This window comes from Streptomyces sp. NPDC101165 (genome assembly GCF_044768135.1).
GTDB lineage: Bacteria > Actinomycetota > Actinomycetes > Streptomycetales > Streptomycetaceae > Streptomyces.
In genome coordinates, this window is sequence record NZ_JBIWPG010000018.1 from 145,369 (window position 1) to 169,694 (window position 24,326).

Here is a 24,326-nt window from a genome sequence, read left to right on the forward strand (position 1 = left end):
GGGGGGGGGGGGGGCCGCGCGGGGGGCGCGGCCCCCCGGGGGGGGGGGGGGGGGGCGCCGGCGGGGGGGGGGGGGGGCCCCCCGGGGGGGGGCGGGGGGGGGGGGGGGGGGCCCCCCCCGCCCCCACGTCTGTGAGACTGGCCGGATGGACACACACGGGGGACGGCGCAACAAGGCCGAGCAGGACGCGGCCACGGTGGAGATCGGATACGCACTGGTCAGCGCCACCTTCGCGGCGGCCGTGGTGTTCGGGGCCGTCGCCGGTCCCGCGCTGCTCTTCGATCTTCCGAAGCTGCTCGGTGCCACCTTGCTGCACCTCGGCCTGACGGTCGCTCCGGTGGTCTTCCTGGCCCGGGTGGTGAGTGTGCTGGTCCGCTTCCGGCGGGAGCGTCAGCCGAGCCAGCCGGGTCGTACCAGTCCCGACTCGTAGGCGAGGACGACGAGTTGGGCGCGGTCCCGGGCGCCCAGCTTGACCATCGTGCGGCTCACATGGGTCTTGGCCGTGAGCGGACTGACCACCAGGCGGCGGGCGATCTCCTCGTTGGACAGGCCGATGCCCACCAGCGCCATCACCTCCCGCTCCCGCTCGGTGAGCTGGGCGAGGGTGTCCGCCGCCGCGGGCTCCTTGGAGCGGGCCGCGAACTCGGCGATGAGCCGGCGCGTGACACCCGGGGACAGCAGCGCGTCCCCCTCGACCACCGCCCGCACCGCACGCACGAGTTCGTCCGGCTCGGTGTCCTTCACCAGGAATCCGGAGGCGCCCGAACGGATCGCCTCGAAGACGTACTCGTCGAGTTCGAAGGTGGTGAGCATGACCACCTTCACGTCCTTCAGCTCCGCGTCCCCGGTGATGCGGCGGGTCGCGGCCAGGCCGTCCAGCCGGGGCATGCGGATGTCCATCAGGACGACGTCGGGCCGCAGTTCGCGCACCCGGCGCAGGACCTCCTCGCCGTCGGCCGCCTCCCCGGCCACCTCGATGTCCGGCTGTGCGTCGAGCAGCGCCTTGAAACCGGCCCGCACGAGCGACTGGTCGTCGGCGAGCAGTACCCGGATCACTGGTCCTCCCTGGTGTGCAAGGGCAGTACGGCGAGCACCCGGAAGCCGCCGTCGGGGCGCGGGCCCGCCTCGATGGTGCCACCCAGCGCGGCGGCCCGTTCCCGCATGCCGGCCAGCCCGTTCCCGCTGCCGCCGGCGTCGGCTCCGGTCGCCGGCCCGTCGTCGTCGATGCGCAGCCGGAGTTCGCCACCGCCGTGCTCGAACCGCACGCGCGCGTGCCTCGATCCGGAGTGCCGCACGACGTTGGTCAGGGCCTCCTGCACGATGCGGAAAGCCGCGAGGTCGGCGCCGGGCGGCAGGTGCGGAGCCTCGCCCCGGACGTCGACCGTCAGTCCGGCGGCCGCCGCCTGTCCGACCAGCTCCGGTAGCCGGTCCAGGCCCGGCGCGGGGGTGCGCGGCGCGGCGCCCGGTGCGCGCAGCGTGTCGAGCACCTGGCGCACCTCACCGAGGGCCTCCTTACTGGCCGCCTTGATGGTGGTGAGCGCGGCGCGCGCCTGTTCGGGGTCGCTGTCCAGCAGCGCGAGGCCCATGCCCGCCTGGACGTTGATGACGGAGATGCTGTGCGCGAGTACGTCGTGCAGCTCGCGGGCGATCCGCAGCCGCTCCTCGTCGGCGCGCCGCTTGGCGGCCTGGGCGCGGTCCGCGCGCTCGCGCGCCCACTGCTCGCGGCGTACCCGGGCGAGTTCGCAGACCGCGACGATGGCCAGCACCCAGGTGGCGACGACGATCTCCTGCCCCACACTCGCCGCCGTGTCCCCCTTGGGCGGAAGCCACCGGTAGAGCCAGAGCGCGACCAGGGCGTGCCCGGCCCACAGCAGGCCGAGGGCGGCCCAGGCGGCCCGCCGGTGCCCGGCGACGACGGCGGTGAAGCAACTGACCGCGACGGCCAGGAAGACCGGGCCGTAGGGATAGCCCGCACTCAGGTAGACCAGCGCCGCAGCCGCCGTGCCGAAGACTACGGCCACCGGGTGGCGGTGCCGCCACAGCAGCAGGAGCGAGGCCAGGAGCAGCAGCACGCGCGCGTATCCGTCGAGCGGTTCCCGGTGCGGCTGCGAGTGTGCGGCGAAGTTCGAGCCGACGAGGACGAACGCGGTGATCAGCGCCGTGGAGCGCCAGGGCAGGCGGGCGGGGTGCGGCTCCGGTTCGTCGGGCCGGTGCCCCCACGGTGGCCCGTACCGCCACCACTGCGAGGGACCGCCTCGGCGCTGCTCTTCCATGCCCGCCACGCTAGACGCCGACGGGCCGCGCGGACGTCAGCCGGGCGAGGTGATCACGGGTACTCCCCGGGGAGTACGACCGCCCGTGCGCTCAGCGCCCACCGGTCAGGCTCTCCACCTCGGCGGTGAACAGCAGCTCGGGGTCGAAGCCCATGCCCGTGAAGTGGCCGGCGAGTTCGAGGGAGAGCATCCCGTGCAGCCGGGTCCAGAAGGCCAGGGCACGGCGCAGGACGTGCGGCGGGGCGGCGTGGTCGCCGGCCCACCGGCGGTGGTCGGCGAGGTGGGTCTCGAGCGCGTCGGGTGACGCGGTCCCGGGCTCCTCGGCCGCGCACGCGTCGAGCAGGGCCGCCATGATCTCCTGGGCGATCGCGGTGGTGTCCTCCGGCGCCTGGTAGCCGGGGATCGGCGTGCCGTAGACGAGGAAGTAGCGCTGGGGGTCCTCCAGCGCCCAGCGGCGCAGCGCTGCGGCCAGGCCGGGCAGCCCCGAGCCCGCGTCGGCCGCGGCGCGGAAGGTGTCGGCCAGGCTGCGGTAGGCGTCCCGGACCAGCTCCGTGATCAGGTCGTCCCGGCCACCGAAGTACCGGTAGAGCGCCGGGCCGCTCATGCCCAGTTCCTTGGCGATGGCGTTGAGGGACAGCCCCGACGCCCCCGCCGTGGCGATCTGCCCCCAGGCCCGCGCCTTGATCTCCGCCCGCACCTGGCTGCGGTACCGCTCCCGGGGACTTGCCGCGCCTGCCGCCATCGCCCTCACGCTCCTCGTCTTGGGAGTTTCAACCTATCACTGCCGAGAGAGGGCGTAACGAAGTTGCGGGCGAGAGCTTGACACCGAAGGAAAGGAGGGTCATTTTAGTTATAGCTTCTAACGCAAGCGAACAGATCTAGCACCCTTCTCCGACCCGGAGGTCGTCATGGAAAGCGTCAACACGGACAGCAAGGAACTCGTCGAGGTCGTCCTGCCGGGCACGGTCGAGCCGGAGGAACTGCAGCTCCGACGCCGGGACATGCCGCTGCCGGGAGCCGGGCAGATCGTGGTGCGGGTGGAGGCCACCGGCGTGTCCTTCGCGGAGCAGCAGATGCGCCGGGGCCGCTACTACGACCAGCCGCCGTTCCCGTTCGTGCCCGGCTACGACCTGGTCGGCACGGTCCTCACGGCCGGCACCGGCGTCACCCCGGGTCTCGTCGGCAAGCGGGTGGCGGCGCTGGTCAAGGTGGGCGGCTGGGCCAGCCACGTGGTGCTCGACGCGGGCGACGCGGTGGAGGTGCCGGCCGGGATCGGCGCCGTGGAGGCCGAGACGCTGGTGGTCAACGGGATCACCGCGTGGCAGATGCTGCACCGCAAGGCCCGGGTGCGCAGCGGTGGGACGATCCTGGTCCACGGCGCCAACGGCGGTGTCGGCACGGTCCTGGTCCAGCTCGCCCGGGCGGCGGGGCTGAAGGTGATCGGCACGGCGTCCGCTCGCCACCACGAGGCCCTGCGCGAACTGGGTGTCGTCCCCGTCGACTACCGCACCGAGAACGTCCCGGCCCGGGTCCGGGAACTCGCCCCCGGCGGGGTCGACGCCGTCTTCGACCACCTCGGCGGGCGCAGCGTCACCGACTCCTGGCGGCTGCTCGCCCCCGGCGGGACCCTCGTCTCCTACGGCAGCGCCACCACCCGGGACGACACGGGCTCCAAGCAGTGGCCCGTCCTGAAGATCCTCGGCCGGGTGTCGTGGTGGAACGCGCTGCCGAACGGCCGCCACGCGTACTTCTTCAACGTCTGGGCGGGTCGCGCCCTGAGCAAGGACCGCTTCCGGACCCGGCTGCGCGCCGACCTCACCCAGGTGTTCCACGCACTGCAGCGCGGCGAGGTCACCGCGCGGATCGCCGCCCGGCTGCCGCTCACCGAGGTCGCGCAGGCGATGCGGCTGGCGGAGTCCGGCACGGTGACCGGGAAGGTCGTCCTGATCCCGGAGGCTGAGTGAGGCCGGGAGCCGGGCTCGGACTCCGACCGTCAGCGGCGGAGTCCCACGCCGTGGGCGAGCCGGGCGGCCGCGTGCCGGAAGAAGGTCTCCCGGTCCTCGACCACCCGATGGAACTGCCCGAACAGCTCGAACCCGACCAGCCCGAACAGCTCGGCCCAGGCCGCCACCAGCGCCACGGCCACCTCGGGAGGCAGGTCGGGCACCAGGTCGGCCGCCATGCGCTCGGCCTCGGGGCGCAGCTCGGCCGGCAGGGGCAGGTCGGCGAGGCCGGGACCCTGGTGGGCGCCACGGACGATGCCGATGAGGAGCAGGCCGACACGGGAGGCGGCCGGGACGGTGGTCTCGGGGGCCGTGTAGCCGGGGACGGGCGATCCGTAGATCAGGGCGTACTCGTGCGGATGGGCGAGGGCCCAGGCGCGCACCGCCTCGCACACGGTCGTCCAGCGCCGCACGTGGTCCGTGTCGGCGACCGCCCCGTGCGCGGCCTCCGCAGCCTCGCCGAGAGAGTCGTAGGCGTCGATGATCAGCGCGGTCAGCAGCTCGTCGCGGCTCGGGAAGTAGCGGTAGAGCGCCGAGGAGACCATGCCCAGTGCGCGGGCCACGGCCCGCAGCGAGAGCTTGGCCGCACCCTCCGCCGCGAGCTGTCTGCGCGCCTCGTCCTTGATGGCGGCGGTGACTTCGATCCTGGCCCGCGCGCGGGCGCCCTGTGCGGTGCTCATACCAGCAGTGTGCCACGACGTAAGAGCAGTGCACACAAACGAGAGCGCCGAACAAAAACGAGAGCATCGCTCTTGCACCGACATGCCTGTCTCCCCCACACTGGAGGCAAGCGAGAGCACCGCTCTCCCAACAGTGGGGGTCAGTCACCATGTCGTCGTCTTCGCCGTTCTATGTGAAGAGCAGCCCGATGGCCGTGCGCATGAACGGGATCGTCGCCTGGCTCGCCCGGCACGGGCTCAGCATCGCGGGCTCCGCCGAGCTGTCCGTGCGCGGGCGCAAGAGCGGCGCGATGCAGCGCGTCCCGGTCAACCCGCACACGCACGAGGGCGAGCAGTTCCTGGTATCGGCGCGCGGCCACTCCCAGTGGGTGCGCAACATACGGGCCGCGAACGGCGGAGAGCTGCGGGTGGGCCGGAAGGTGCGCACGTTCACCGTGGTGGAGCTTCCCGACGAGGAGAAGCTCCCGATCCTGCGCACCTACCTGGAGAAGTGGGGCTGGGAGGTCAAGGACTACTTCGCGGGCGTCACGGCCAAGTCCTCCGACGCCGAGATCCTCGGGATCGCCCCCGACCACCCGGTCTTCCGGATCACCGTCACGAAGTGACGGGGTCCTCCACCGCCGTCGCCGGCCCCCGGTCCAGCGCGGTCAGGGCGCGCTGGGCGAGCGGGTGCGCCCGGACCAGCTCCCCCAGGGACGTCGAGCCCTGCGTGATGTCCCTGAAAGCCCGCCAGGCGGGGCGGAAGCCGGTGAGGGCCGCGTGGAAGATGCCGGGACGGCGCTCGAACGCGGCCAGCATGCGCTTGCCGACGCTCATCTCCACGCCGAGCCCCGCCTTGATGGCGAACGCGTAGTTCAGGGCCTGGCGACGGGTGTCGACGGCGTCGTGCGCCTCGGCGATCCGGACCGCCCACTCCCCCGCCAGCCGGCCCGAGCGCAGCGCGAAGGAGATGCCCTCCCGGGTCCACGGCTCCAGCAGACCCGCCGCGTCACCGCAGACCAGCACCCGGCCACGGGACAGCGGCGAGTCGTCGGCACGGCAGCGCGTCAGATGCCCGGAGGAGATGCTCGGCTCGAAGCCGGCCAGCCCGAGCCGGGCGATGAAGTCCTCCAAGTACCGCTTGGTGGCGGCGCCTTCGCCGCGCGCAGAGATCACACCGACCGTCAGGGTGTCGCCCTTCGGGAAGACCCAGCCGTAACTGCCCGGCATGGGACCCCAGTCGATGAGCACCCGGCCCTTCCAGTCCTCGGCGACCGTCTCCGGGACCGGGATCTCCGCCTCCAGGCCGAGGTCGACCTGGTCCAGCTTCACCCCGACGTGCGCCCCTATGCGGCTGGCGCTGCCGTCGGCACCGACGACCGCGCGGGCCAGGACCGTCTCCCCGCCCTGGAGCACCACGGCCACCGTGCGCCGGTCCGGCACCGCGGAGCCGTGCTGCTCGACACGCTGCACCGCCGCGCCCGTCCGCAGTTCGGCGCCCGCCTTCTGGGCGTGCTCGACCAGCTGCTGGTCGAACTCGGGCCGGTTGATCAGCCCGAACAGCATCTGCTTGGAGCGGCGGGTGCGGGTGAAGCGTCCGTTGTTCGAAAACGTCACCGCGTGCACACGGTCCTGGAAGGGCAGCTCGAAGCCGGGCGGCAACGCGTCGCGCGAGGGACCGATGATGCCGCCGCCGCACGTCTTGTAGCGCGGCAGCTCGGCTTTCTCCAGCAACAGCACGCGTCGCCCCGCGACCGCTGCCGCGTAGGCGGCCGAGGCCCCCGCAGGTCCCGCGCCCACCACGACGACGTCCCACACCCGCTGCACGTCGTCCGCCGAAGAGTTCTCGCCGCTCACGATGGTCTACTGCTCCGATCAAGCCGCTGCCGCACCTGTCCTCCGCATCCTACGGCGACCGTCGTCGCAGGCCACTGTGGGAGGATCGGTCTATCCAGCCGTACAACGTCGCACCCACGAGGAGCGTGCCCATGTCGTCGAATCCGGTCGCCGAGACCGTCGCCTCGCTGCTGCCCCGGGCGAAGGCGGAGCTGACCGAACTGGTCGCCTTCAAGTCGGTGGCGGACTTCGCGCAGTTCCCGAAGAGCGAGAGCGAGGGCGCCGCGAACTGGATCGCCGACGCGCTCCGCGCCGAGGACTTCGTGGACGTGGCCGTCCTCGACACCCCCGACGGCACCCAGTCGGTGTACGGCTACCTGCCGGGCCCCGAAGGTGCCAAAACGGTTCTGCTCTACGCGCACTACGACGTGCAGCCGCCGCTGGACGAGGCCGGCTGGGCCACCCCGCCGTTCGAGCTGACCGAGCGGGACGGCCGCTGGTACGGCCGCGGGACCGCCGACTGCAAGGGCGGGGCGATCATGCACCTGCTCGCGCTGCGCGCCCTGAAGGCGAACGGCGGCGTCCCCGTGCACGTGAAGGTGATCGTCGAGGGCTCCGAGGAGCAGGGCACGGGCGGCCTGGAGCGGTACGCCGAGCAGCACCCCGAGCTGCTGAAGGCGGACACGATCGTCATCGGCGACGCGGGCAACTTCCGCGTGGGCCTGCCGACGGTGACCACCACCCTGCGCGGCATGACGCTGCTCCGGGTCCAGATCGACACCCTCGCCGGCAATCTGCACTCGGGCCAGTTCGGCGGCGCCGCCCCGGACGCGCTGGGCTCGCTGATCCGCGTCCTGGACTCCCTGCGCGCCGAGGACGGCTCGACCACCGTCGACGGCCTCGACGCCACGGCGCGGTGGGAAGGTCTCGAGTACACCGAGGAGCAGTTCCGCAAGGACGCCAAGGTGCTGGACGGGGTCGGTCTGATCGGTGACGGCTCGGTGGCCGACCGTATCTGGGCCCGCCCGGCCGTCACCGTCCTCGGCATCGACTGCCCGCCGGTGGTGGGCGCCACCCCGTCGGTCCAGTCGAGCGCCCGCGCCCTGATCAGCCTGCGGGTGCCGCCGAGCGTCGACTCCGCCGAGGCCACCAAGCTGCTCCAGGCCCACATCGAGGCCCACACGCCGTGGGGCGCACGGGTGAGCACCGAGCAGATCGGCCAGGGCCAGGCGTTCCGCGCCGACGCCTCCAGCCCTGCCTACCAGGCGATGGCCGACGCGATGGCGGTCGCCTACCCGGGCGAGACCATGCAGTACGCCGGCCAGGGCGGCTCCATCCCGCTGTGCAACACGCTCGCCGGTCTCTACCCGGAGGCGGAGATCCTGCTGATCGGCCTGAGCGAGCCGGAGGCACAGATCCACGCGGTCAACGAGAGCGTGTCCCCCGAGGAACTGGAGCGGCTGTCGGTCGCCGAGGCGCTGTTCCTGCGGAACTACGCGGCGGGCTAGGTCCTGTCGTCAAATTCCCGTCGTCCGCCCGGAGGGCGGGCCTGGCGGCGTCTGGTGCGTGCGATCGCAAGGCGCCGGAGCGCCCTCGTGGCGGAGCCACGTGGACGGTTCGGCAACGCGGCGAGCGTGCGTGCCAGACGCCGCCAGGCAGGCGGGAATTTGACGGCAGGGCCTACTTCTGCCTACGGCAGAGCGCCCTCGCCCGACGGCGGGGGCGCTGCCTAGCGTCGGCGCATGGACGTCATCGAACTGCTCCCCCGCCTCCACCTCCTGCGCTTCCCGGTCGGCCAGGCCTACCTCTGGCACGACGGCGCGGAGTCCACGCTGATCGACGCGGGGGCGATCGGCGCGGGCCGCACGATCGCCTACGCGGTCACCGCGCTGGGGCGCGCCCCCGGGGACGTACGACGGATCGTGCTGACCCATTTCCACGAGGACCACGCGGGCGGGGCGGGTGAGTTCGCCGCGCTCAGCGGCGCCGAGGTGCTGGCCCACGACCTGGACGCACCGTTCGCCCGGGGTGAACTCCCCGGCCCGTCCCCGCGGTTCGAGGACTGGGAGCTGCCGATCCACACTGAGGTGTCCCGGCGCCTTCCCCAGGGCGAGCCGGTGCGCCCGCGGAGCGTCACTCCCGTGTCCGACGGTGACGTGCTCGACTTCGGCGGTGGTGCGCGGGTCGTCCATGCACCGGGGCACACGGACGGCAGCATCGCGCTGTTCCTTCCCGACGAGGGCGTGCTGTTCACGGGTGACACGGTGGCGGCCTCGCCGGTCGACGGTGCGGTGATGCCAGGCGTGTTCAACCTCGACCGGACCCAACTCCTCGGCTCTTTGCACCGGTTGGCGGACCTCGGCGCGGACGTGGCCTGCTTCGGGCACGGTGACCCGGTGGTGGGCAGGGCCTCGGCCGCACTTCGGAAAGCGGCGGACAGCCACCCGGCCACCGGCTGATCATGGGGGCATGACCGTCCCCGAACGCCTCGCCGCCCACACCCGCATCGCCCGTTCCCTCGCCCCGCTGGGCGACCGGGAGCTGGCCGAGCTGGTCGCGGCGGGCGAGCCGCTCGGCACGGGCATCGGCGGCAGAGCGGTACGCCTGCTGGTCGACGGCCGGCCGGTGTTCGTCAAGCGGGTGCCGCTGACGGACCTGGAACGGCTGCCCGGGAACGAGCGGTCGACGGCGAACCTGTTCGGCCTGCCGTCGTACTGCCACTACGGCATCGGCAGCCCGGGATACACCGCCTGGCGGGAGTTGGCCGCGCACACGCTGACCACGGAGGGCGTGCCGGCCGGCGGGTTCCCGGGCTTTCCGCTGCTGCACCACTGGCGGGTCCTGCCCGACGAGCCCCAGCCCCTGCCCGGCGAACTCGCCGACGTGGAGCGGGCCGTGGCCTACTGGGGCGCGGGAGTGCGCGAACGCCTCGAAGCTCTGCGGACGGCCTCCGCGAGCCTGACCCTGTTCCTGGAGCACGTCCCGTACACCCTGCACGACTGGCTGGACGCCGAACTCCGCACGGACCGCGCAGACGCGGCGTGCACCTGGGTGGCGGAGAGCCTGACGGAGCTGACCGATGCCCTGGAGTCGTACCGACTCCTGCACTTCGACGCCCACTTCCGCAACATCCTGACCGACGGCCGCAGCCTGTACCTCACCGACTTCGGCCTCTCGCTCGGCTCCACCTTCCAACTGGACGACGAAGAACGGGAGTTCCTCGCCCGGCACCGGCACTACGACCGCGTCTACACCGCCTGTCACCTGGTGATCCGGCTCATCACCGCGCTGTACGGGTACGGCCGGGAGGAGCGGGAGGAGTACATCCGGACGCTGGCCGCCGGTGCCCGGCCCGAGGGCATTCCTCAAGCCGCCGCCGCGCTGCTGACCCGGTACGCGCCCGTCGCCGCCGCCATGGGCGACTTCAGCCGGCCGCTCGTGCGGGAGAGCCGGCTGACCCCGTACCCGGACGCCGCGCTGAGCCGTGCCTACAACAGCTCGGTGCTCTCGGCGTAGTGGCAGGCCACCGGGTCTGCGCCGGGCGGATCATGGAGACCGGCTCGGTCGCGGACATCCGTAGGGTGCACCAGGACGAGATTCCCCGCCGACCTCGCGGACGCGGCGGGGATCCGGGGGTTCGTCAGCGTGCGTCAGGCGGCCTGTCCGGCAACCGGTACGCCGGCCTCCAGATAGAGCGCGGCGCCGCGTTCGCGGGCCCGCAGCGCCCAGCGCAGCCGCTCGTAGCGGACCGGCGGCAGCATGTCGGCTGCCTCCTGTTCGGTCGCGAAGCGCCAGGCGCGCAGTTCCGGCCCCGGCAGCAGCACCCGGGCCGCCTCGGCGGTGTCCAGCCGGCCGCCGTCGAAAAGCAGGCGCAGCCCGCCGAAACCGGGGGGCACGGGCCGCTCCCAGTCCACGACGAGCAGCCGGGGCACCTCCCGCAGCCGTATCCCGGTCTCCTCGGCGACCTCGCGCATACCGGCGCGGGCGGGGGCCTCGCCGCGCTCGACGACCCCGCCGGGGAACTCCCAGCCGGGCTTGTAGGTGGGATCGACGAGCAGCACCCGTTCCTGCTCGTCGAAGAGGAGCACACCGGCGGCGAGGGTCTCGGCGGTGGGTTCGGGGGTCTGCACGATGTCACAGGGGGGTACGGTGCCGCTGCCGACGGCGTCGGCGATGCGGACGGCGGTCTCGTACGGGGTGAGCGTGCTGGTGTCCACGAGGTGGGCGTCGGCGGTGAGCCAGGCGGCGAGGGCGGCCCGGTAGGGCTCGATGTGGTCGTACGCCCACTGCCGCTGGCGTATCTCGCCGTCGGGCAGGTCCGGCGGGATCTCCCGCCCGGCTATCCGCTCGCGCAGGATCGTTTCCGCCGGGGCGAGGAGCAGATGGCGTACGGGGATCCGGCGGGCGGCGAGACCACCGAAGATCTCGTCGCGGTACTCCTGGCGCAGCAGGGTCATGGGCACCACCAGGGTCCCGCCCAGCTCGGCGAGCATCGCGGCCACCGTGTCGATCACGAGCCGGCGCCAGATCGGCAGGTCCTGGAAGTCGCCGACCTCGGCGAGGCGCTTGGGCGGCAGCAGGTGCGAGAGCGCTCCGCCGATGACCTCGGGGTCGAAGAGCGCGCTGTTCGGGATCAGTTCGATCAGTTCCCGTGCGGTGGTGGTCTTCCCCGCACCGAACGCGCCGTTGATCCAGACGACGGTCACGGACTCCCCCTCTTCTGTTGGCCCCCTGTGGCTTGCCCGCTCCACCCTGCCACGGAAACCACATCCCGTTGAGGGTGCGCGCACCCCGTGCCGGTGCCCCTCGCCTCGGGGGCACCGGCACGGGGTGCGGGAACCGGGCCGGACTACTTCTGCCCCTGCGCGTGGTCGTCCACGGCGAAGCTGTCCTGGCTGACGATGTGGTCCACGTGGTCGAGGGCGCCGGAGACGTTGAGGTCACCGAGCGGTCCCTTGTCCGCGGCGTGCGAGGGGGTGACGGCGGCCACGACGAATCCGGCGGCGAGGGTGGCGATGGCGAGCATGCTGCGCTTCTTCATGCCCTGATCAACTGCGGAACCGTCCGGTGGTCACGCGGATCACGGCGATTCCCCGGCAAGGTCATGAAGACGGCGAACCCCACGGGAAGAGCGCCCCGGGAGCGGCGGTCCCACGCAAACCCCGTGGCCGTGGTGATCACGGCGCCGGTATCGTCCTGATCCCGGCCCGCCGGAAGCAGACGGACCACGACCAGGAGAACGACGGCCATGACCAGCCCCCGCCCGACGACCACCCTCTGGCGCCCCACCGGCCCCACGGAGCTGGACCTGGTCCGGGAGCTGGACTGGAGGGCCTGGCCGCCACGGCTGCCCGAGCAGCCGATCTTCTACCCCGTTCTCAACGAGGACTACGCGATCCGGATCGCCCGGGACTGGAACGTCAAGCACAGCGGCGCCGGGTTCGTCACACGCTTCGAGGTCGACGCGGAGTTCCTCGGCCGCTATCCCGTCCGACAGGCCGGCGGCGAGACGATCCTGGAGCTGTGGGTGCCCGCCGAGGAGCTGGACGAGTTCAACAGCCACATCGTGGGCCGGATCGAGGTCGTGCACGAGTTCCGGTGATGCCCCGGGAAGCCCGGCGATCCAACAGAACCGAACGCCCGGGCTCTCCACCATTTCCCAAAACGTCCCGCCGTCAAGGGTGGTGACGGAATATCGAACAACTCCGACGCACCTCTTCCAACACAGTCCGACACGTCCTACCGTAAGCGCGCACCGGTGACACGTACATGCCGTCATCCCACCTTGCGCGAGTCGGAGGAACGTCAACGATGCGTCACCCTCACCCCCGCACCACCCGTCGAAGAGTGGCCGGAGCGCTCACCGCAGGGCTGCTGTGCACGGCGGGCCTGGCCGCCCCCGCCGTCGCGGCCCCCGCCCGGCACCCCGTCGCCGCACCCTCGCCGGCCGACGGCCTCGCCCTCACTCCGCCCATGGGGTTCAACAACTGGAACTCCACGCACTGCCGTGCCGACTTCAACGAGGCCATGGTCAAGGGGATCGCGGACCTCTTCGTGGCCAAGGGCCTGAAGGACGCCGGCTACCAGTACGTGAACCTCGACGACTGCTGGGCCCTGCCGAACCGGGACGCCGACGGCAAGCTGGTGCCGGACCCGGCCCGCTTCCCGAACGGGATCAAGGCCGTCGCCGACTACGTCCACGGCAAGGGCCTCAAGCTCGGCATCTACACCAGCGCCGGCTTCAAGACCTGCAACAGCGCGGGCTTCCCGGGTGCGCTCGGCCACGAGTCCAGCGACGCGCAGCAGTTCGCCGACTGGGGCGTCGACTACCTCAAGTACGACAACTGCAACAACCTGGGCGTCGACGCCAAGCTGCGCTACCGGACCATGCGTGACGCGCTCGAGGCGACCGGCCGGCCCATCGTCTACAGCATCTGCGAATGGGGCGAGAACAAGCCCTGGGAGTGGGCGTCGGACGTCGGTCAGCTGTGGCGGACCACCGGTGACATCAGCGACAGTTGGGGTTCGATGCTGTCGATCCTCAAGCAGAACCTGCCGCTCGCGCCGTACGCCGGGCCCGGCCACTGGAACGACCCCGACATGCTGGAGGTCGGCAACGGCGGGATGACGGACACCGAGTACCGCTCGCACTTCTCCCTCTGGTCCGTCATGACCGCGCCCCTGCTCATCGGCACCGACCTGCGCAAGGCCTCCCGGGCGACCTTCGACATCCTGGACAACAAGGAGGTCATCGCCGTCGACCAGGACCCGCTGGGCAAGCAGGGCACGGTCGTCTCCTCCACCGGCGGACGCTGGGTGATCGCCAAGGAGATGAAGGACGGCAGCCGGGCGGTCGCCCTGTTCAACGAGTCCGGCTCCGCCCAGCGGATCGCCACCACCGCAAGCGCCGTCGGCCTGCCCGACGCCCCGGCCTACACCCTGCGCGACCTGTGGCAGCACCGTAGCTACAACACCGCGGGCACCCTCGCGGCCACCGTCCCGGCCCACGGCACGGTCCTGCTGCGGGTCGCGGCCGACCCGGACTGGGCCGCCAACCCGCCCGCCGCGGAACTCGGCCTGGACGGAAGCCCGTTCGTGGAGGCGGGAACCCCGGCGGCTCTGACCACCAGCGTCACCGACCTCGGCCGGACATCCGCGCGCGGGGTGTCCGTGTCACTCACCGGCCCGGACGGCTGGACCGTACGCGCCACCTCGGCGACCACGGCCGCCGCCCTCGCCACGGGCAAGTCGCTGCGCACGGGCTGGCGGGTCACCGCCCCCGCAGGCACGCCGACCGGCTCCTACGGCCTCACCCTCAAGGCGAGTTACCGCTCACCCACCGGAGAGAGCGTCACCGGCGCCCTCCCGCTGACCGCGACCGTCGTGCTGCCGCCACCCACCGGGACGTCGTACCTCAGCGATCTGCCCTGGCTGTCGGCGACGAGCGGCTGGGGGCCGGTCGAGCGCGACACGAGCAACGGGGAGAGCGCCGCGGGCGACGGTCACCCCATCACCCTGGGCGGCGTCGTCCACGCCAAGGGACTCGGCGTCCACGCGGAGAGCGAGGTCTCCTTCTACACCGGCAAGGCCTGCGAGAAGGTCACCGCGGACATCGGCGTGGACGACGAGAAGGGCCTGAAGGGCACCGTCGCCTTCGAGATCTGGGCGGACGGCACCAAGGCCGCCTCGACCGGTGTACTGAACAACGCACAGCCCGCCCAGCCACTCACCGCCGACGTCACCGGCGCCCAGGTGGTCCGCCTCGTCGTCACCGACGGCGGAGACGGCATCGACTCGGACCACGCCGACTGGGCCGACGCCCGGCTGAGCTGCTGACCGCGGCTCGGAACGCGCGCACGCCAGGCCGCGTTGCCGACCGCGGCTCGAATCGCGAGCGCCACGCTCAGGTGCTGACCGCGGCTCGAATCGCGGGCGCCAGGCTCAGCTGCTGACCGCGACTCCGAACGCAGGCGCCGGGCTCAGCTGCTGACGGTGGCTTGGAACAGGGTCGCCAGGCTCAGCCGCTGACCATGGCTCCGCACGCGCACGCCGAGCTCAGCCGCCGAACCGCCCCCAAACCCCTGCCGCGGTCGCGTCCGGCCTACGGGCCGACGCGGCCGCGGCGGCACCGCCAAGACCCGCGCCCATACCCCTGCACGCGGCCTGACCTTCAGCCGCCCGACCGCTCTCACCCCCGCCGCAGTCGCGTCCGGGCCTAGAGCCAACGCGGCCGCAGCAGCGCCGACCAGACCCGCATCCCTACCCACCCGCGCAGGCGTCACCGCCAGCCGCCCGGCCGCCCTCAAACCCCCGCCGCAGTCGCATCCGGCCTGAGAGCCAACGCGGCTGCGGCAGCGCCGACCAGACCCGCATCCGTACCCATCTGCGCAGGTGTCACCGTGAGCCGCTGGACGAAGGAGAGGGTCGCGTAGTCGGCGAGGGCCTTGCGCAGGGGTGTGAAGAGGATGTCGCCGGCCTTGCCGACGCCACCGCCGATCACCGCGATGTCGATCTCCACCAGGGTCGCGGTGGCCGCGATCCCGGCCGCCAGGGCCTGGGCGGCCCGCTCGAAGGAGGCCACGGCGACCGGGTCGCCCTCCCGGGCGGCGGCGGCCACGGCCGCGGCGGAGGTGTCGCCGTCCGGGCCGGGCCGCCAGCCCTGCTCCAGGGCGCGGCGGGCGATGTTGGGACCGCTGGCGATGCGCTCGACGCAGCCGCGCGAGCCGCACGGGCACAGGTCGCCGTCGAGGTCGACGCTGATGTGCCCGATGTGCCCGGCGTTGCCGGTCGGGCCGGGATGCAGCTGCCCGCCGAGGACCAGGCCGCCGCCGACGCCGGTGGAGACCACCATGCAGAGCGCGTTGTCGTGGCCGCGGGCGGCGCCCTGCCAGTGCTCGGCCGCGGTGATGGCCACCCCGTCGCCGATCAGCTCGACCGGCAGCCCCCCGGTGGTTGTGCGCACCCGCTCGACCAGCGGAAAGTCACGCCAGCCCGGCACGTTCACGGGACTGACGGTGCCCGCCGAGGCGTCCACCGGGCCCGCACTGCCGATGCCTATCGAGCCGGCGCGTCCCCACAGGGGCGAGCCGGCGAGGTCGCCGAGCACCCCCTCGACGGCCCGCATGACCGTTTCGCCGTCCTGCTGCGCGGGCGTCGCACGCTGTGCGCGTGCCTGGATCCGTCCGTGACCGTCCACCAGAGCGCCGGCAATCTTGGTACCGCCGATGTCCAGGGCCGCCACGAGGTCGGTGTACATCAGTGTCAGATCTCCCCGTTGAACCTTGAATAACCAGAAAGAGGCAGGCCGGTCCAGCGGTGGGGGCGCAGGCCGGAGACAGCGGTGGACAGTCTCTCGCGCATCTGACAACGTTGTCCAGGCTCTATGCTCGACGCCACATCCTCATACAAACCACGGATCTGTGCACCACCCCCGTGGACAACCCGGACGACAGGACAGGACGCCGCATCGTGCCCCAGAGCAGCCGCCGCGCAGATCGCCCCGCAGACCGTCACTCCGGGTCGCGCTACGGCAACCGTCCCACGATGAAAGATGTGGCCGCGCGCGCCGGGGTCGGCCTGAAGACGGTGTCCCGCGTGGTCAACGGCGAGCCCGGCGTCACCCCGGACACCGAGCGCCGCGTCCAGGAGGCGATCGACGCACTCGGCTTCCGCCGCAACGACAGCGCACGCGTCCTGCGCAAGGGCCGTACGGCCAGCATCGGCCTGGTCCTCGAGGACCTCGCCGACCCGTTCTACGGCCCGCTGAGCCGCGCGGTCGAGGAGGTGGCCCGGGCCCACGGCGCCCTGCTGATCAACGGTTCCAGCGCCGAGGACCCGGACCGGGAGCAGGAGTTGGCGCTGGCGCTGTGCGCCCGGCGGGTGGACGGTCTGGTGGTGATCCCGGCCGGTGACGACCACCGCTACCTGGAGCCGGAGATCCGGGCGGGCGTTGCCACCGTGTTCGTGGACCGTCCCGCCGGGAAGATCGACGCCGACGTCGTGCTGTCGGACAACTTCGGCGGTGCCCGCGACGGCGTCGCCCACCTGATCGCACACGGTCACCGCCGGATCGGGTTCATCGGCGACATGCCCCGCATCCACACCGCGGCCGAGCGCCTGCGCGGCTACCGGACCGCCATGGAGGACGCCGGGATACCGGTCGAGGAGCGGTGGATGTCGCTCGGGGCGACGGATCCGGTGCGGGTGCGCCGGGCGGCCGAGGAGATGCTCTCGGCCCCCTCCCCCGTCACCGCGATCTTCGCGGGCAACAACCGGGTGACGGTCACCGTGATCCGGGTCCTCGCCGAGCAGTCCCGCCCGGTCGCCCTCGTCGGCTTCGACGACATCGAGCTGGCCGATCTGCTCCAGCCGGGCGTCACGGTCGTCGCCCAGGACGCGGCCGCCCTCGGCCGCACCGCCGCCGAGCGCCTCTTCCGCCAGCTGGACGGCACCCTCGTCGCGCCCGAGCGCATCGAGCTGCCGACCCGGCTCGTCACCCGCGGCTCGGGCGAGCTGCCGCCCGCGGACTGAGCCGCCCGTGACCGATGACGTCGGCCGCACCCTGACGGAGCTCGGCCTCGCCGAGGCACCCCGCGACCATCCGCTGACCTATCCGGGCGCCTGGCCCGCCGACTCCGGGCTGCTGCACGGCGACCGGATGCTCCCGCTGGACCGGTTGGTGCACGAGGACCGGACGCCGGTCCTCGCCGTCGGCTCCAACGCCTGCCCTGGCCAGCTGCGCCACAAGATGGACGAGTCCGGGATCGGCGCGGCCATCCCGATGGTGCGGGCGCGGGTGACCGGCATCGAGGTGGGCGTCTCCGCCCATGTGAGCCGGTTGGGCTATGTCTCCGCCTCTCCCGTCAAGTCACCTCGCTGCTTACGGGAGTTGTTCGTCATCTGGCTGGATCCGCGGCAACTGGCGGTGATCGACGCCAGCGAGCCGAACTTCTGGCGGGCCTGGCTGCCCGCACCTGACGTGCGGATCGAGCTGCCGGACGGCTCGGCGCTGACCGGTGCGTACGCCTACGTCAACCGGCACGGTGTGCTGCACGACGGCACGGGCGCACCCCGCAGGCATCCCGGGCAGCGCCCGCTGCTCACCGAACTCCTCGTGGCGTCGGCCCTGTTGCGCGAGTTGTTCGGGGTCACGCCGGAGGAGTTCTGCGCGCGGGCCCGCGCCGACGCCGCGCTGTGCGCGCGGGGCACCCGGCTGTTCGCGGCGCACGCGTGGGTGACGGAGTCGGGGCTGGAGTCGTACGCGCACGGCCGGCCGTAGCCCGCGCCTTGCCGTCGGCGCACCCGGCCCGGAGTCCGAGGGGCGGCTCCCACCGCCGGCCGTCGGCCGTCGGCCGTGTTCGGTACGGCCGACGGCTGCTCGGGGTGATGCCCGCCGGTCAGCTGTGACGGGGCGGGCGTGGGCTCACGGGGCCCGGTTGAAGAGCGCGACGACGCTGCGGTTCTTGTCCATGGTGATCTGGTAGTTGGCCGTGGTGTCGCTCTGCTTCACGCCGTCGACCTCCCAGCCCGCGAACACGTTGCCGGCCGCCGGGTGGGCGGTGAGCGTCACCTGCGTGCCGGGGTCGTAAGGGCCGAACTCGCTGACCGTGATGCTGCCGCCGCCTGCCGGGGAGACGGACATCGTGAGGTCGTGCCGGTTGGTCACCTTCGAGGCGCGGTAGTCGGACACGAGCGGGGTGGCGAGCTGGGCGATGCCTGCGTTGTTGTTCTTCGCGTCGCCGAGAATCTTGCCATCGGCGGTGTGGTTGACGGTGTTGGAGTACTGGTTGATGACCTTGCAGGTGGGCAGACAGGGCGTGTTGTACGCCATGAGCGTGTGGTACTTGTTGTCGGACGTGATCCAGCCGAAGTTGGTGTCGTTCGGTCCCGGCGGCGTCTCCCCGTTGTTCGCCACGGTCTTCCGGTCGTGCCGCATGCCCAGGTTGTGGCCGATCTCGTGGCCCAGGTTGTCCCACTCCTTCACCGACAGGACGCTCGTGACCGAGTAGGCGCTCTCGCTGGTCCTCGAGCTCACGGGAATCGGCAGATCGGCCGAGCCGGAGCTGTTCTGGATGGGGATGGAGGCGAGCAGCGCCACCAGGTCGGCGCCGTAGAGATCCCGGTTCGCGTGAGCCACGGAACCGAGCGTCAGGTCGTTGCGGTTGTTGACCTTGGCGAGCAAGGCGCTGGCGGACTCGTCGGCCCCACCGAACGGCGTGGTCTGGTACGAGTGGACGGTGTGCACGCTGGCCGGCACATGGCTGGTGGCGAGAGCCTTGTTGAGCTGGCTCACTCCGTAGCGCATCCGGGCCTCCACCTCCGGCACCCCGCCGAGCTCGGTGACGGCCGCGGGGGTGTAGGCGACGAGGAGGTCGATGGCGACCGGGTTGTTGTTGTCGGCCCTGGGCGTCTTCTCGGCGTGACCGGGACGGCCGGCTCGCTTGGGCAGGGTCACGGTGTCGCCGGGCTTTCCGCTCGGCGGCAGTTTCAGCGTGTCGATCTCCTGCAGGCGGTACTTGCCCGGCTGCTTGGGCAGGGGGGTGAACACGTAGTCCTTGGTGCCGACCTCGATGACGCCGTCGAGGGTGACGTGGCCGCCGCCGCGCGTGCACGCTCCGATGATGGACAGGGACACCGTGTTCTCGGGCTTCTTCGGGTCGTGCCCGTCCCAGTAGACGGTGCCGTTCGCGTCCTTGTGGTAGTAGTCCCGCATCGCGGTGATGCCTCGGCTGCCGGGGAAGAGCCGGAACGTACGGTGTTCCGGCACGCCTTCCTTCTGCTTGAGGCACAGGGGCGCGAACTCCTTGGCGTCGGCGCGCAGCACGGCGGTGCGCACCACCCAGGGCTCGTCGTGGTCGGACCCGCCGTTCGCGTGCGGCGTGGCCATGGCCAGGGGAAGAGGGACGAGAAGAGCGGTCGCCGCGGTACAGGCGACCAGCAGGGAACGACGCATTGGGGACGTCGCCTTTCTGTGGGGGAATGTGCCCCATGATCAGCGTCTGTTCGCGTCATCCCGTCGAGCGCGGGGTCGCGGGAGCGATGTCGCCCGGAGGTTCATCCAGTCAGCCGCCTGCGGACCCGACCGGGGGTCGTGCGCCGCCGGGGGGCCGCCGCCCGGACACGCAGCCGCCCCCGTCGCCCTTCTCGGCGGGCACCGGGGGCGGCTCGTCCTGCGCGGGACGCCGCTACTTGGCCGAGGCCGTCAGGTCGCCGCGCCGGGGCGCCGCGAAGCCCTCCAGGTCGGCCCGGGTCAGACCGGTGAGGCGGGCGACCTCGGCGATGTCGAGGGCGCCGCAGTCCAGGCCGCGCAGCAGGTAGCCGCCGAGGGCCTTGGCGGTGGCGGGCTCGTCCATGACGTCGCCGCCGGCGCGATTGGCGTAGCGGGCGAGTCGGGCGGCCGCCTGCTCGAAGCCTTCGCGGTAGAAGGCGAAGACGGCGGCGTAGCGGGTCGGGATGTGGCCGGGGTGCATGTCCCAGCCCTGGTAGTAGGCGCGGGCCAGCGCGCGCCGCGTCAGGCCGTAGTGCAGGCGCCAGGCGTCGTGGACCTTCGCGGTCGGGCCGACCGGCAGGACGTTGGTGGAGCCGTCCGAGACGCGTACGCCGGTGCCCGCGGCGGCGACCTGCATGATCGCCTTGGCGTGGTCGGCTGCGGGGTGGTCGCTGGCCTGGTAGGCGGCTGAGACGCCGAGGCAGGCGCTGTAGTCGAAGGTGCCGTAGTGCAGGCCGGTGGCGCGGCCCTCGGCGGCCTGGATCATGCGGGCGACGGTCGCGGTGCCGTCGGTGGCCAGGATGGACTGGCTGGTCTCGATCTGGATCTCGAAGCCGAGCCGCCCGGACTCCAGACCGTGCACCTTCTCGAAGGCCTCCAGGAGGCGTACGAACGCGCTGACCTGCTCGGCGTACGTCACCTTCGGCAGGGTGAGCACCAGCCCCTCGGGCAGGCCGCCGGCCTCGATCAGCGCGGTGAGGAAGACGTCGAGGGTGCGGATGCCCCGGTCGCGTACCGCGGCCTCCATGCACTTCATGCGGATGCCCATGTACGGGGCCGCCGTGCCGTTCTTGCGGGCCTCGGCGATCAGGCGGGCGGCGCGGGCGGCCGTCTCGTCCTCCTCGGCGTCCGGACGGGGGCCGTAGCCGTCCTCGAAGTCGACGCGCAGGTCCTCGATCGGCTCGCGCTCCAGCTTGGCGCGGACCCGGGAGTAGACGGGCTCGGCGAGGTCGTCGGACAGGCCGAGGACGGCCGCGAACGCGTCCGCGTCCGGGGCGTGCTCGTCGAGGGCGGCGAGGGCCTGGTCGCCCCAGGAGCGGATGGTGTCGGCGGCGAAGGCGTCACCGGGGACGTACACGGTGTGGACGGGCTGCCGGGTGCCGGGGTCTCCGGGGTAGCGGCGCTCCAGTTCCGCGTCGACCGGCGCGAGGGAGGCACTGATCTCCTCGCTGACGGCGCCCGCGAGGCTCGTCGCCACCTTCTCCTGCTGACCCATCCCACACCCTCCATGTTTCCGCTCTACGGAATCAACAATCCGTAGAATGAAGTTATCCGGGGACCTTCGAGATGGTCAACACCATGTCCATGGGACGCCGCTCCGACACCTCGCCCTGTTCACGTCCCTCCCAGGGCGCGGTGTCACACTTTCCCTCGCACGACTCGCCCGGCCGTTCCACCGAAGGAGCCTCCGTGCCGAACCGCAGCCGAGTCACGCGCCGTCTGGGTCTCAAGGCCGCACTGCTCGCGGCCGTCACCACTCCCCTGTCCAGTACAGCACTGCCCGCCCCGTCCGCCTCGGCGCAGGAGCACCGGGGCCGCCCACTGGGGATCATGTCCTTCAACCTGCGCTTCGCGAGCACCGCCGAGCCCAACAGCTGGACCGTCCGCAGACCGGTGATGAGCACCTTGCTGCGCCATGAACAGCCCCATGTCATCGGCACCCAGGAAGGCCTCTACCAGCAGCTGCGCGACATCGACGCCGACCTCGGGCCGCACTACGACTGGATCGGCACCGGCCGCGAGGGCGGCAGCCGAGACGAGTTCGCGGCGATCTTCTACGACACCCGCCGCCTGTCCCCGGTCGAGCACTACACCTTCTGGCTGTCCGACACCCCGGAGGTGATCGGTTCCAACACCTGGAGAGCCGCGTTCCCGCGCATCGTCACCTGGGTCCGTTTCCACGACCTGCACGACGGCGGACGGGAGTTCCACGTCCTGAACACCCACTTCGACCACGCGAGGCAGTCGGCGCGCGACCGTAGCGCCGCCCTCATGGCCCAGCGGATCGCCGGCCTCGACCGCACCCTGCCGGTCGTGGTGACCGGCGACTTCAACGTCGCCGCGCACCGGAACCCGGTCTACGACACGATGCTCGGTGCCGGTCTCGTCGACACCTGGGAGACCGCCGCCGAGCGCGGCGCGCTGTACGGCACGTTCCACGGCTACAAACCGCTCCTCCCGAACGGCGACCGGATCGACTGGATCCTGTCCACGCCGGGGGTCACGACCCGGCGGGCAACGATCAACACCTTCTCCAGGAACGGCCAATTCCCGAGCGACCACCTGCCCGTGCAGGCCTGGATCGTTCTGGGATGAACAGAGGCCCCCGTGACCGGCGCGCGGTCACGGGGGCCTCGTACAGCCTGGCGGCGATCAGCCCTTGCGGGTCTTGATCTCCTCGGTGAGCTGCGGGACGACGTCGAAGAGGTCGCCGACGACGCCGTAGTCGACCAGGTCGAAGATCGGGGCCTCGGGGTCCTTGTTGACCGCCACGATCGTCTTCGAGGTCTGCATACCGGCACGGTGCTGGATCGCGCCGGAGATGCCGTTGGCGATGTACAGCTGCGGCGAGACCGACTTACCGGTCTGGCCGACCTGGTTGGTGTGCGGGTACCAGCCGGCGTCCACCGCGGCACGCGAGGCGCCGACGGCCGCACCGAGCTGGTCGGCGAGCGCCTCGATGATCGAGAAGTTCTCGGCACCGTTGACGCCACGGCCACCGGAGACCACGATCGCGGCCTCGGTCAGCTCCGGACGACCCGTCGACTCACGGGCGGTGCGGCCGGTGACCTTGGTGCCGGTGGCCTTGTCGGAGAAGGACACGGCCAGGGCCTCGACGGCGCCGGCGGCCGGGGCGGCCTCGACGGCGGCCGAGTTCGGCTTGACCGTGATGACCGGGGTGCCCTTGATGACGCGGGACTTGGTGGTGAAAGACGCGGCGAACACCGACTGGGTGGCCACCGGACCCTCGTCGCCGGCCTCCAGGTCGACGGCGTCGGTGATGATGCCGGAGCCGATGCGCAGCGCCAGACGGGCGGCGATCTCCTTGCCCTCCGCGGAGGACGGGACCAGCACGGCGGCCGGGGAGACGGCCTCGTAGGCGGCCTGCAGGGCCTCCACCTTCGGGACGACCAGGTAGTCGGCGTACTCGGACGCCTCGTGCGTCAGGACGCGGGTCGCGCCGTGCTCAGCGAGCGCGGCGGCCGTGTCGGCGGCACCGTTGCCCAGCGCGACGGCGACGGGCTCGCCGATGCGGCGGGCCAGGGTCAGCAGCTCAAGGGTGGGCTTGCGGACGGCACCGTCCACGTGGTCGACGTAGACGAGAACTTCAGCCATGGGAACGGATCTCCTTGCGGATTACGAAGTCTGAGGGGCGGTCAGGCTGTCGAGCCTTAGATGAACTTCTGGCTCGCGAGGAACTCAGCGAGCTGCTTGCCGCCCTCGCCCTCGTCCTTGACGATCGTGCCGGCCGTGCGGGCCGGACGCTCGGTCGCGGTCTCGACCTTGGTCCAGGCGCCGTCGAGGCCGACCTCCTCGGCGTCGATGTCCAGGTCGGACAGGTCCCAGGACTCCACCGGCTTCTTCTTGGCGGCCATGATGCCCTTGAAGGACGGGTAACGCGCCTCGCCCGACTGGTCCGTGACGGAGACGACGGCCGGCAGGGAGGCCTCCAGCTGCTCGCTCGCGGCGTCGCCGTCGCGGCGGCCCTTGACCGTGCCGTCCTCGACAGAGACCTCGGAGAGCAGGGTGACCTGCGGGACGCCCAGACGCTCGGCCACCAGGGCCGGGACGATACCGGCGGTGCCGTCGGTGGAGGCCATGCCGGAGATCACCAGGTCGTAGCCGGCCTTCTCGATCGCCTTGGCCAGCACCAGCGAGGTGCCGATGGCGTCGGTGCCGTGCAGGTCGTCGTCCTCGACGTGGACGGCCTTGTCGGCACCCATGGACAGCGCCTTGCGCAGCGCGTCCTTGGCGTCCTCCGGGCCGACCGTCAGGACGGTGACCTCGACGTCGTCGTCCGAGTTCTCGGAGATCTGCAGCGCCTGCTCGACCGCGTACTCGTCCAGCTCGGAGAGCAGACCGTCCACGTCGTCGCGGTCGACGGTCAGGTCATCGGCGAAGTGCCGGTCGCCAGTGGCGTCGGGCACGTACTTCACAGTGACAACGATCCTCAAGCTCACGCCGGCTCTCCTACTGCATCGTCATTTCCGGGCTGCCTCTTGCAGGCAGCATAGGCGCCTCAATCGGCCGATCCCGATCGGGGCGTCCAGGGGCTCCGACCGAAATA

At 71.9% G+C, this 24,326-nt stretch carries 23 protein-coding genes; 11 read left to right on the top strand and 12 right to left on the bottom strand.

Annotation, left to right across the window (positions count from 1 at the left end; all coding sequences use genetic code 11):
* The first annotated feature begins 145 nt into the window (after nt 1-145).
* Nucleotides 146-430, top strand: coding sequence for a DUF6332 family protein (locus ACIRVH_RS33355; protein ID WP_403961058.1), 285 nt, complete (start codon nt 146-148; stop codon nt 428-430).
* Here the strand turns inward: ACIRVH_RS33355 and ACIRVH_RS33360 are convergent.
* From ACIRVH_RS33360 to ACIRVH_RS33370, 3 genes are all read right to left on the bottom strand, one after another.
* Nucleotides 391-1,056 carry a response regulator gene (locus ACIRVH_RS33360; RefSeq protein ID WP_403961061.1) on the bottom strand — a complete coding sequence of 222 codons (666 nt, stop codon included), beginning with the start codon at nt 1,054-1,056 and terminating at the stop codon, nt 391-393. The genes ACIRVH_RS33355 and ACIRVH_RS33360 overlap by 40 nt on opposite strands.
* On the bottom strand, nt 1,053-2,273 hold the full coding sequence (locus ACIRVH_RS33365; RefSeq protein ID WP_403961064.1) for a sensor histidine kinase: 1,221 nt from the start codon (nt 2,271-2,273) through the stop codon (nt 1,053-1,055). Before ACIRVH_RS33365 ends, ACIRVH_RS33360 begins: the two co-directional genes overlap by 4 nt.
* A gap of 91 nt (nt 2,274-2,364) precedes the next feature.
* Nucleotides 2,365-3,015: a TetR/AcrR family transcriptional regulator gene (locus ACIRVH_RS33370; protein WP_403961066.1), complete on the bottom strand. Its 651-nt coding sequence runs from the start codon at nt 3,013-3,015 to the stop codon at nt 2,365-2,367.
* A 166-nt stretch (nt 3,016-3,181) separates the two neighbouring features.
* Between ACIRVH_RS33370 and ACIRVH_RS33375 the strand changes: the two genes are divergently transcribed.
* Nucleotides 3,182-4,237, top strand: coding sequence for a medium chain dehydrogenase/reductase family protein (locus tag ACIRVH_RS33375; RefSeq protein ID WP_403961068.1), 1,056 nt, complete (start codon nt 3,182-3,184; stop codon nt 4,235-4,237).
* Between the two features lie 29 nt (nt 4,238-4,266).
* On the opposite strand, the gene ACIRVH_RS33380 is transcribed toward ACIRVH_RS33375, so the two are convergent.
* The gene (locus tag ACIRVH_RS33380) at nt 4,267-4,956 is read right to left on the bottom strand and encodes a TetR/AcrR family transcriptional regulator (protein ID WP_403961071.1); all 690 of its coding nucleotides are present in this window, start codon (nt 4,954-4,956) and stop codon (nt 4,267-4,269) included.
* Between the two features lie 149 nt (nt 4,957-5,105).
* On the opposite strand from ACIRVH_RS33380, the gene ACIRVH_RS33385 reads away from it, so the two are divergent.
* Nucleotides 5,106-5,561, top strand: coding sequence for a nitroreductase family deazaflavin-dependent oxidoreductase (locus ACIRVH_RS33385; RefSeq protein WP_403961074.1), 456 nt, complete (start codon nt 5,106-5,108; stop codon nt 5,559-5,561).
* Here ACIRVH_RS33385 and ACIRVH_RS33390 read toward each other — a convergent pair.
* Nucleotides 5,551-6,792, bottom strand: coding sequence for a geranylgeranyl reductase family protein (locus ACIRVH_RS33390; protein ID WP_403961076.1), 1,242 nt, complete (start codon nt 6,790-6,792; stop codon nt 5,551-5,553). The genes ACIRVH_RS33385 and ACIRVH_RS33390 overlap by 11 nt on opposite strands.
* A 131-nt stretch (nt 6,793-6,923) precedes the next feature.
* On the opposite strand from ACIRVH_RS33390, the gene ACIRVH_RS33395 reads away from it, so the two are divergent.
* The 3 genes from ACIRVH_RS33395 to ACIRVH_RS33405 all read left to right on the top strand — a co-directional run bounded on the left by ACIRVH_RS33395 (nt 6,924) and on the right by ACIRVH_RS33405 (nt 10,287).
* Nucleotides 6,924-8,279 (top strand): dipeptidase, encoded by a 1,356-nt coding sequence (locus tag ACIRVH_RS33395; RefSeq protein ID WP_403961079.1) that lies wholly within the window; start codon nt 6,924-6,926, stop codon nt 8,277-8,279.
* Nucleotides 8,280-8,513: 234 nt separating this feature from the next.
* Nucleotides 8,514-9,230, top strand: coding sequence for an MBL fold metallo-hydrolase (locus ACIRVH_RS33400; RefSeq protein WP_403961081.1), 717 nt, complete (start codon nt 8,514-8,516; stop codon nt 9,228-9,230).
* Nucleotides 9,231-9,240: 10 nt separating this feature from the next.
* Nucleotides 9,241-10,287, top strand: coding sequence for a protein kinase family protein (locus tag ACIRVH_RS33405; protein ID WP_403961084.1), 1,047 nt, complete (start codon nt 9,241-9,243; stop codon nt 10,285-10,287).
* A 134-nt stretch (nt 10,288-10,421) separates the two neighbouring features.
* On the opposite strand, the gene ACIRVH_RS33410 is transcribed toward ACIRVH_RS33405, so the two are convergent.
* Entirely contained in the window at nt 10,422-11,477 is a 1,056-nt protein-coding gene (locus ACIRVH_RS33410) for an NUDIX domain-containing protein (RefSeq protein ID WP_403961087.1), read from the bottom strand.
* Nucleotides 11,478-11,620: 143 nt separating this feature from the next.
* Nucleotides 11,621-11,812 carry a hypothetical protein gene (locus ACIRVH_RS33415; protein ID WP_403961092.1) on the bottom strand — a complete coding sequence of 64 codons (192 nt, stop codon included), beginning with the start codon at nt 11,810-11,812 and terminating at the stop codon, nt 11,621-11,623.
* A 207-nt stretch (nt 11,813-12,019) separates the two neighbouring features.
* On the opposite strand from ACIRVH_RS33415, the gene ACIRVH_RS33420 reads away from it, so the two are divergent.
* Nucleotides 12,020-12,373 (top strand): hypothetical protein, encoded by a 354-nt coding sequence (locus ACIRVH_RS33420; RefSeq protein ID WP_403961095.1) that lies wholly within the window; start codon nt 12,020-12,022, stop codon nt 12,371-12,373.
* Between the two features lie 209 nt (nt 12,374-12,582).
* On the top strand, nt 12,583-14,607 hold the full coding sequence (locus ACIRVH_RS33425; RefSeq protein ID WP_403961098.1) for an NPCBM/NEW2 domain-containing protein: 2,025 nt from the start codon (nt 12,583-12,585) through the stop codon (nt 14,605-14,607).
* A 466-nt stretch (nt 14,608-15,073) separates the two neighbouring features.
* Here ACIRVH_RS33425 and ACIRVH_RS33430 read toward each other — a convergent pair whose 3' ends face one another.
* Nucleotides 15,074-16,027 carry an ROK family protein gene (locus ACIRVH_RS33430; protein ID WP_403961101.1) on the bottom strand — a complete coding sequence of 318 codons (954 nt, stop codon included), beginning with the start codon at nt 16,025-16,027 and terminating at the stop codon, nt 15,074-15,076.
* A gap of 287 nt (nt 16,028-16,314) precedes the next feature.
* Between ACIRVH_RS33430 and ACIRVH_RS33435 the strand changes: the two genes are divergently transcribed.
* Together ACIRVH_RS33435 and ACIRVH_RS33440 are read left to right on the top strand one after the other, a co-directional pair.
* Entirely contained in the window at nt 16,315-17,301 is a 987-nt protein-coding gene (locus tag ACIRVH_RS33435; RefSeq protein ID WP_403961104.1) for a LacI family DNA-binding transcriptional regulator, read from the top strand.
* A gap of 7 nt (nt 17,302-17,308) precedes the next feature.
* Nucleotides 17,309-18,049, top strand: coding sequence for a hypothetical protein (locus tag ACIRVH_RS33440; RefSeq protein WP_403961107.1), 741 nt, complete (start codon nt 17,309-17,311; stop codon nt 18,047-18,049).
* A 144-nt stretch (nt 18,050-18,193) separates the two neighbouring features.
* Here the strand turns inward: ACIRVH_RS33440 and ACIRVH_RS33445 are convergent, their stop codons facing one another.
* Both ACIRVH_RS33445 and ACIRVH_RS33450 read right to left on the bottom strand, forming a co-directional pair.
* Nucleotides 18,194-19,723, bottom strand: a complete 1,530-nt coding sequence (locus ACIRVH_RS33445) for a reprolysin-like metallopeptidase (RefSeq protein WP_403961110.1) — start codon at nt 19,721-19,723, stop codon at nt 18,194-18,196.
* A 232-nt stretch (nt 19,724-19,955) separates the two neighbouring features.
* A complete protein-coding gene (locus ACIRVH_RS33450; RefSeq protein ID WP_403961113.1) occupies nt 19,956-21,254 on the bottom strand; it encodes a DUF6986 family protein in 1,299 nt (432 codons plus the stop codon).
* A gap of 194 nt (nt 21,255-21,448) precedes the next feature.
* On the opposite strand from ACIRVH_RS33450, the gene ACIRVH_RS33455 reads away from it, so the two are divergent.
* Complete coding sequence (locus ACIRVH_RS33455) at nt 21,449-22,354, top strand: endonuclease/exonuclease/phosphatase family protein (protein WP_403961116.1); 906 nt, start codon at nt 21,449-21,451, stop codon at nt 22,352-22,354.
* A 57-nt stretch (nt 22,355-22,411) separates the two neighbouring features.
* Here ACIRVH_RS33455 and ACIRVH_RS33460 read toward each other — a convergent pair whose 3' ends face one another.
* Nucleotides 22,412-23,374 carry an electron transfer flavoprotein subunit alpha/FixB family protein gene (locus tag ACIRVH_RS33460; protein ID WP_386575116.1) on the bottom strand — a complete coding sequence of 321 codons (963 nt, stop codon included), beginning with the start codon at nt 23,372-23,374 and terminating at the stop codon, nt 22,412-22,414.
* Nucleotides 23,375-23,430: 56 nt separating this feature from the next.
* Entirely contained in the window at nt 23,431-24,219 is a 789-nt protein-coding gene (locus ACIRVH_RS33465) for an electron transfer flavoprotein subunit beta/FixA family protein (RefSeq protein ID WP_403961120.1), read from the bottom strand.
* Between the last annotated feature and the right edge of the window lie 107 nt (nt 24,220-24,326).

Bases quoted from the DNA above. Each gene is read 5' to 3' on its own strand.
- ACIRVH_RS33355 (WP_403961058.1), top strand. From the start codon at position 146: ATGGACACACACGGGGGACGGCGCAACAAGGCCGAGCAGGACGCGGCC.
- ACIRVH_RS33365 (WP_403961064.1), bottom strand. From the start codon at position 2,273: ATGGAAGAGCAGCGCCGAGGCGGTCCCTCGCAGTGGTGGCGGTACGGG.
- ACIRVH_RS33370 (WP_403961066.1), bottom strand. From the start codon at position 3,015: ATGGCGGCAGGCGCGGCAAGTCCCCGGGAGCGGTACCGCAGCCAGGTG.
- ACIRVH_RS33375 (WP_403961068.1), top strand. From the start codon at position 3,182: ATGGAAAGCGTCAACACGGACAGCAAGGAACTCGTCGAGGTCGTCCTG.
- ACIRVH_RS33380 (WP_403961071.1), bottom strand. From the start codon at position 4,956: ATGAGCACCGCACAGGGCGCCCGCGCGCGGGCCAGGATCGAAGTCACC.
- ACIRVH_RS33385 (WP_403961074.1), top strand. From the start codon at position 5,106: ATGTCGTCGTCTTCGCCGTTCTATGTGAAGAGCAGCCCGATGGCCGTG.
- ACIRVH_RS33395 (WP_403961079.1), top strand. From the start codon at position 6,924: ATGTCGTCGAATCCGGTCGCCGAGACCGTCGCCTCGCTGCTGCCCCGG.
- ACIRVH_RS33400 (WP_403961081.1), top strand. From the start codon at position 8,514: ATGGACGTCATCGAACTGCTCCCCCGCCTCCACCTCCTGCGCTTCCCG.
- ACIRVH_RS33405 (WP_403961084.1), top strand. From the start codon at position 9,241: ATGACCGTCCCCGAACGCCTCGCCGCCCACACCCGCATCGCCCGTTCC.
- ACIRVH_RS33415 (WP_403961092.1), bottom strand. From the start codon at position 11,812: ATGAAGAAGCGCAGCATGCTCGCCATCGCCACCCTCGCCGCCGGATTC.
- ACIRVH_RS33420 (WP_403961095.1), top strand. From the start codon at position 12,020: ATGACCAGCCCCCGCCCGACGACCACCCTCTGGCGCCCCACCGGCCCC.
- ACIRVH_RS33425 (WP_403961098.1), top strand. From the start codon at position 12,583: ATGCGTCACCCTCACCCCCGCACCACCCGTCGAAGAGTGGCCGGAGCG.
- ACIRVH_RS33430 (WP_403961101.1), bottom strand. From the start codon at position 16,027: ATGTACACCGACCTCGTGGCGGCCCTGGACATCGGCGGTACCAAGATT.
- ACIRVH_RS33435 (WP_403961104.1), top strand. From the start codon at position 16,315: ATGAAAGATGTGGCCGCGCGCGCCGGGGTCGGCCTGAAGACGGTGTCC.
- ACIRVH_RS33445 (WP_403961110.1), bottom strand. From the start codon at position 19,723: ATGCGTCGTTCCCTGCTGGTCGCCTGTACCGCGGCGACCGCTCTTCTC.
- ACIRVH_RS33450 (WP_403961113.1), bottom strand. From the start codon at position 21,254: ATGGGTCAGCAGGAGAAGGTGGCGACGAGCCTCGCGGGCGCCGTCAGC.
- ACIRVH_RS33460 (WP_386575116.1), bottom strand. From the start codon at position 23,374: ATGGCTGAAGTTCTCGTCTACGTCGACCACGTGGACGGTGCCGTCCGC.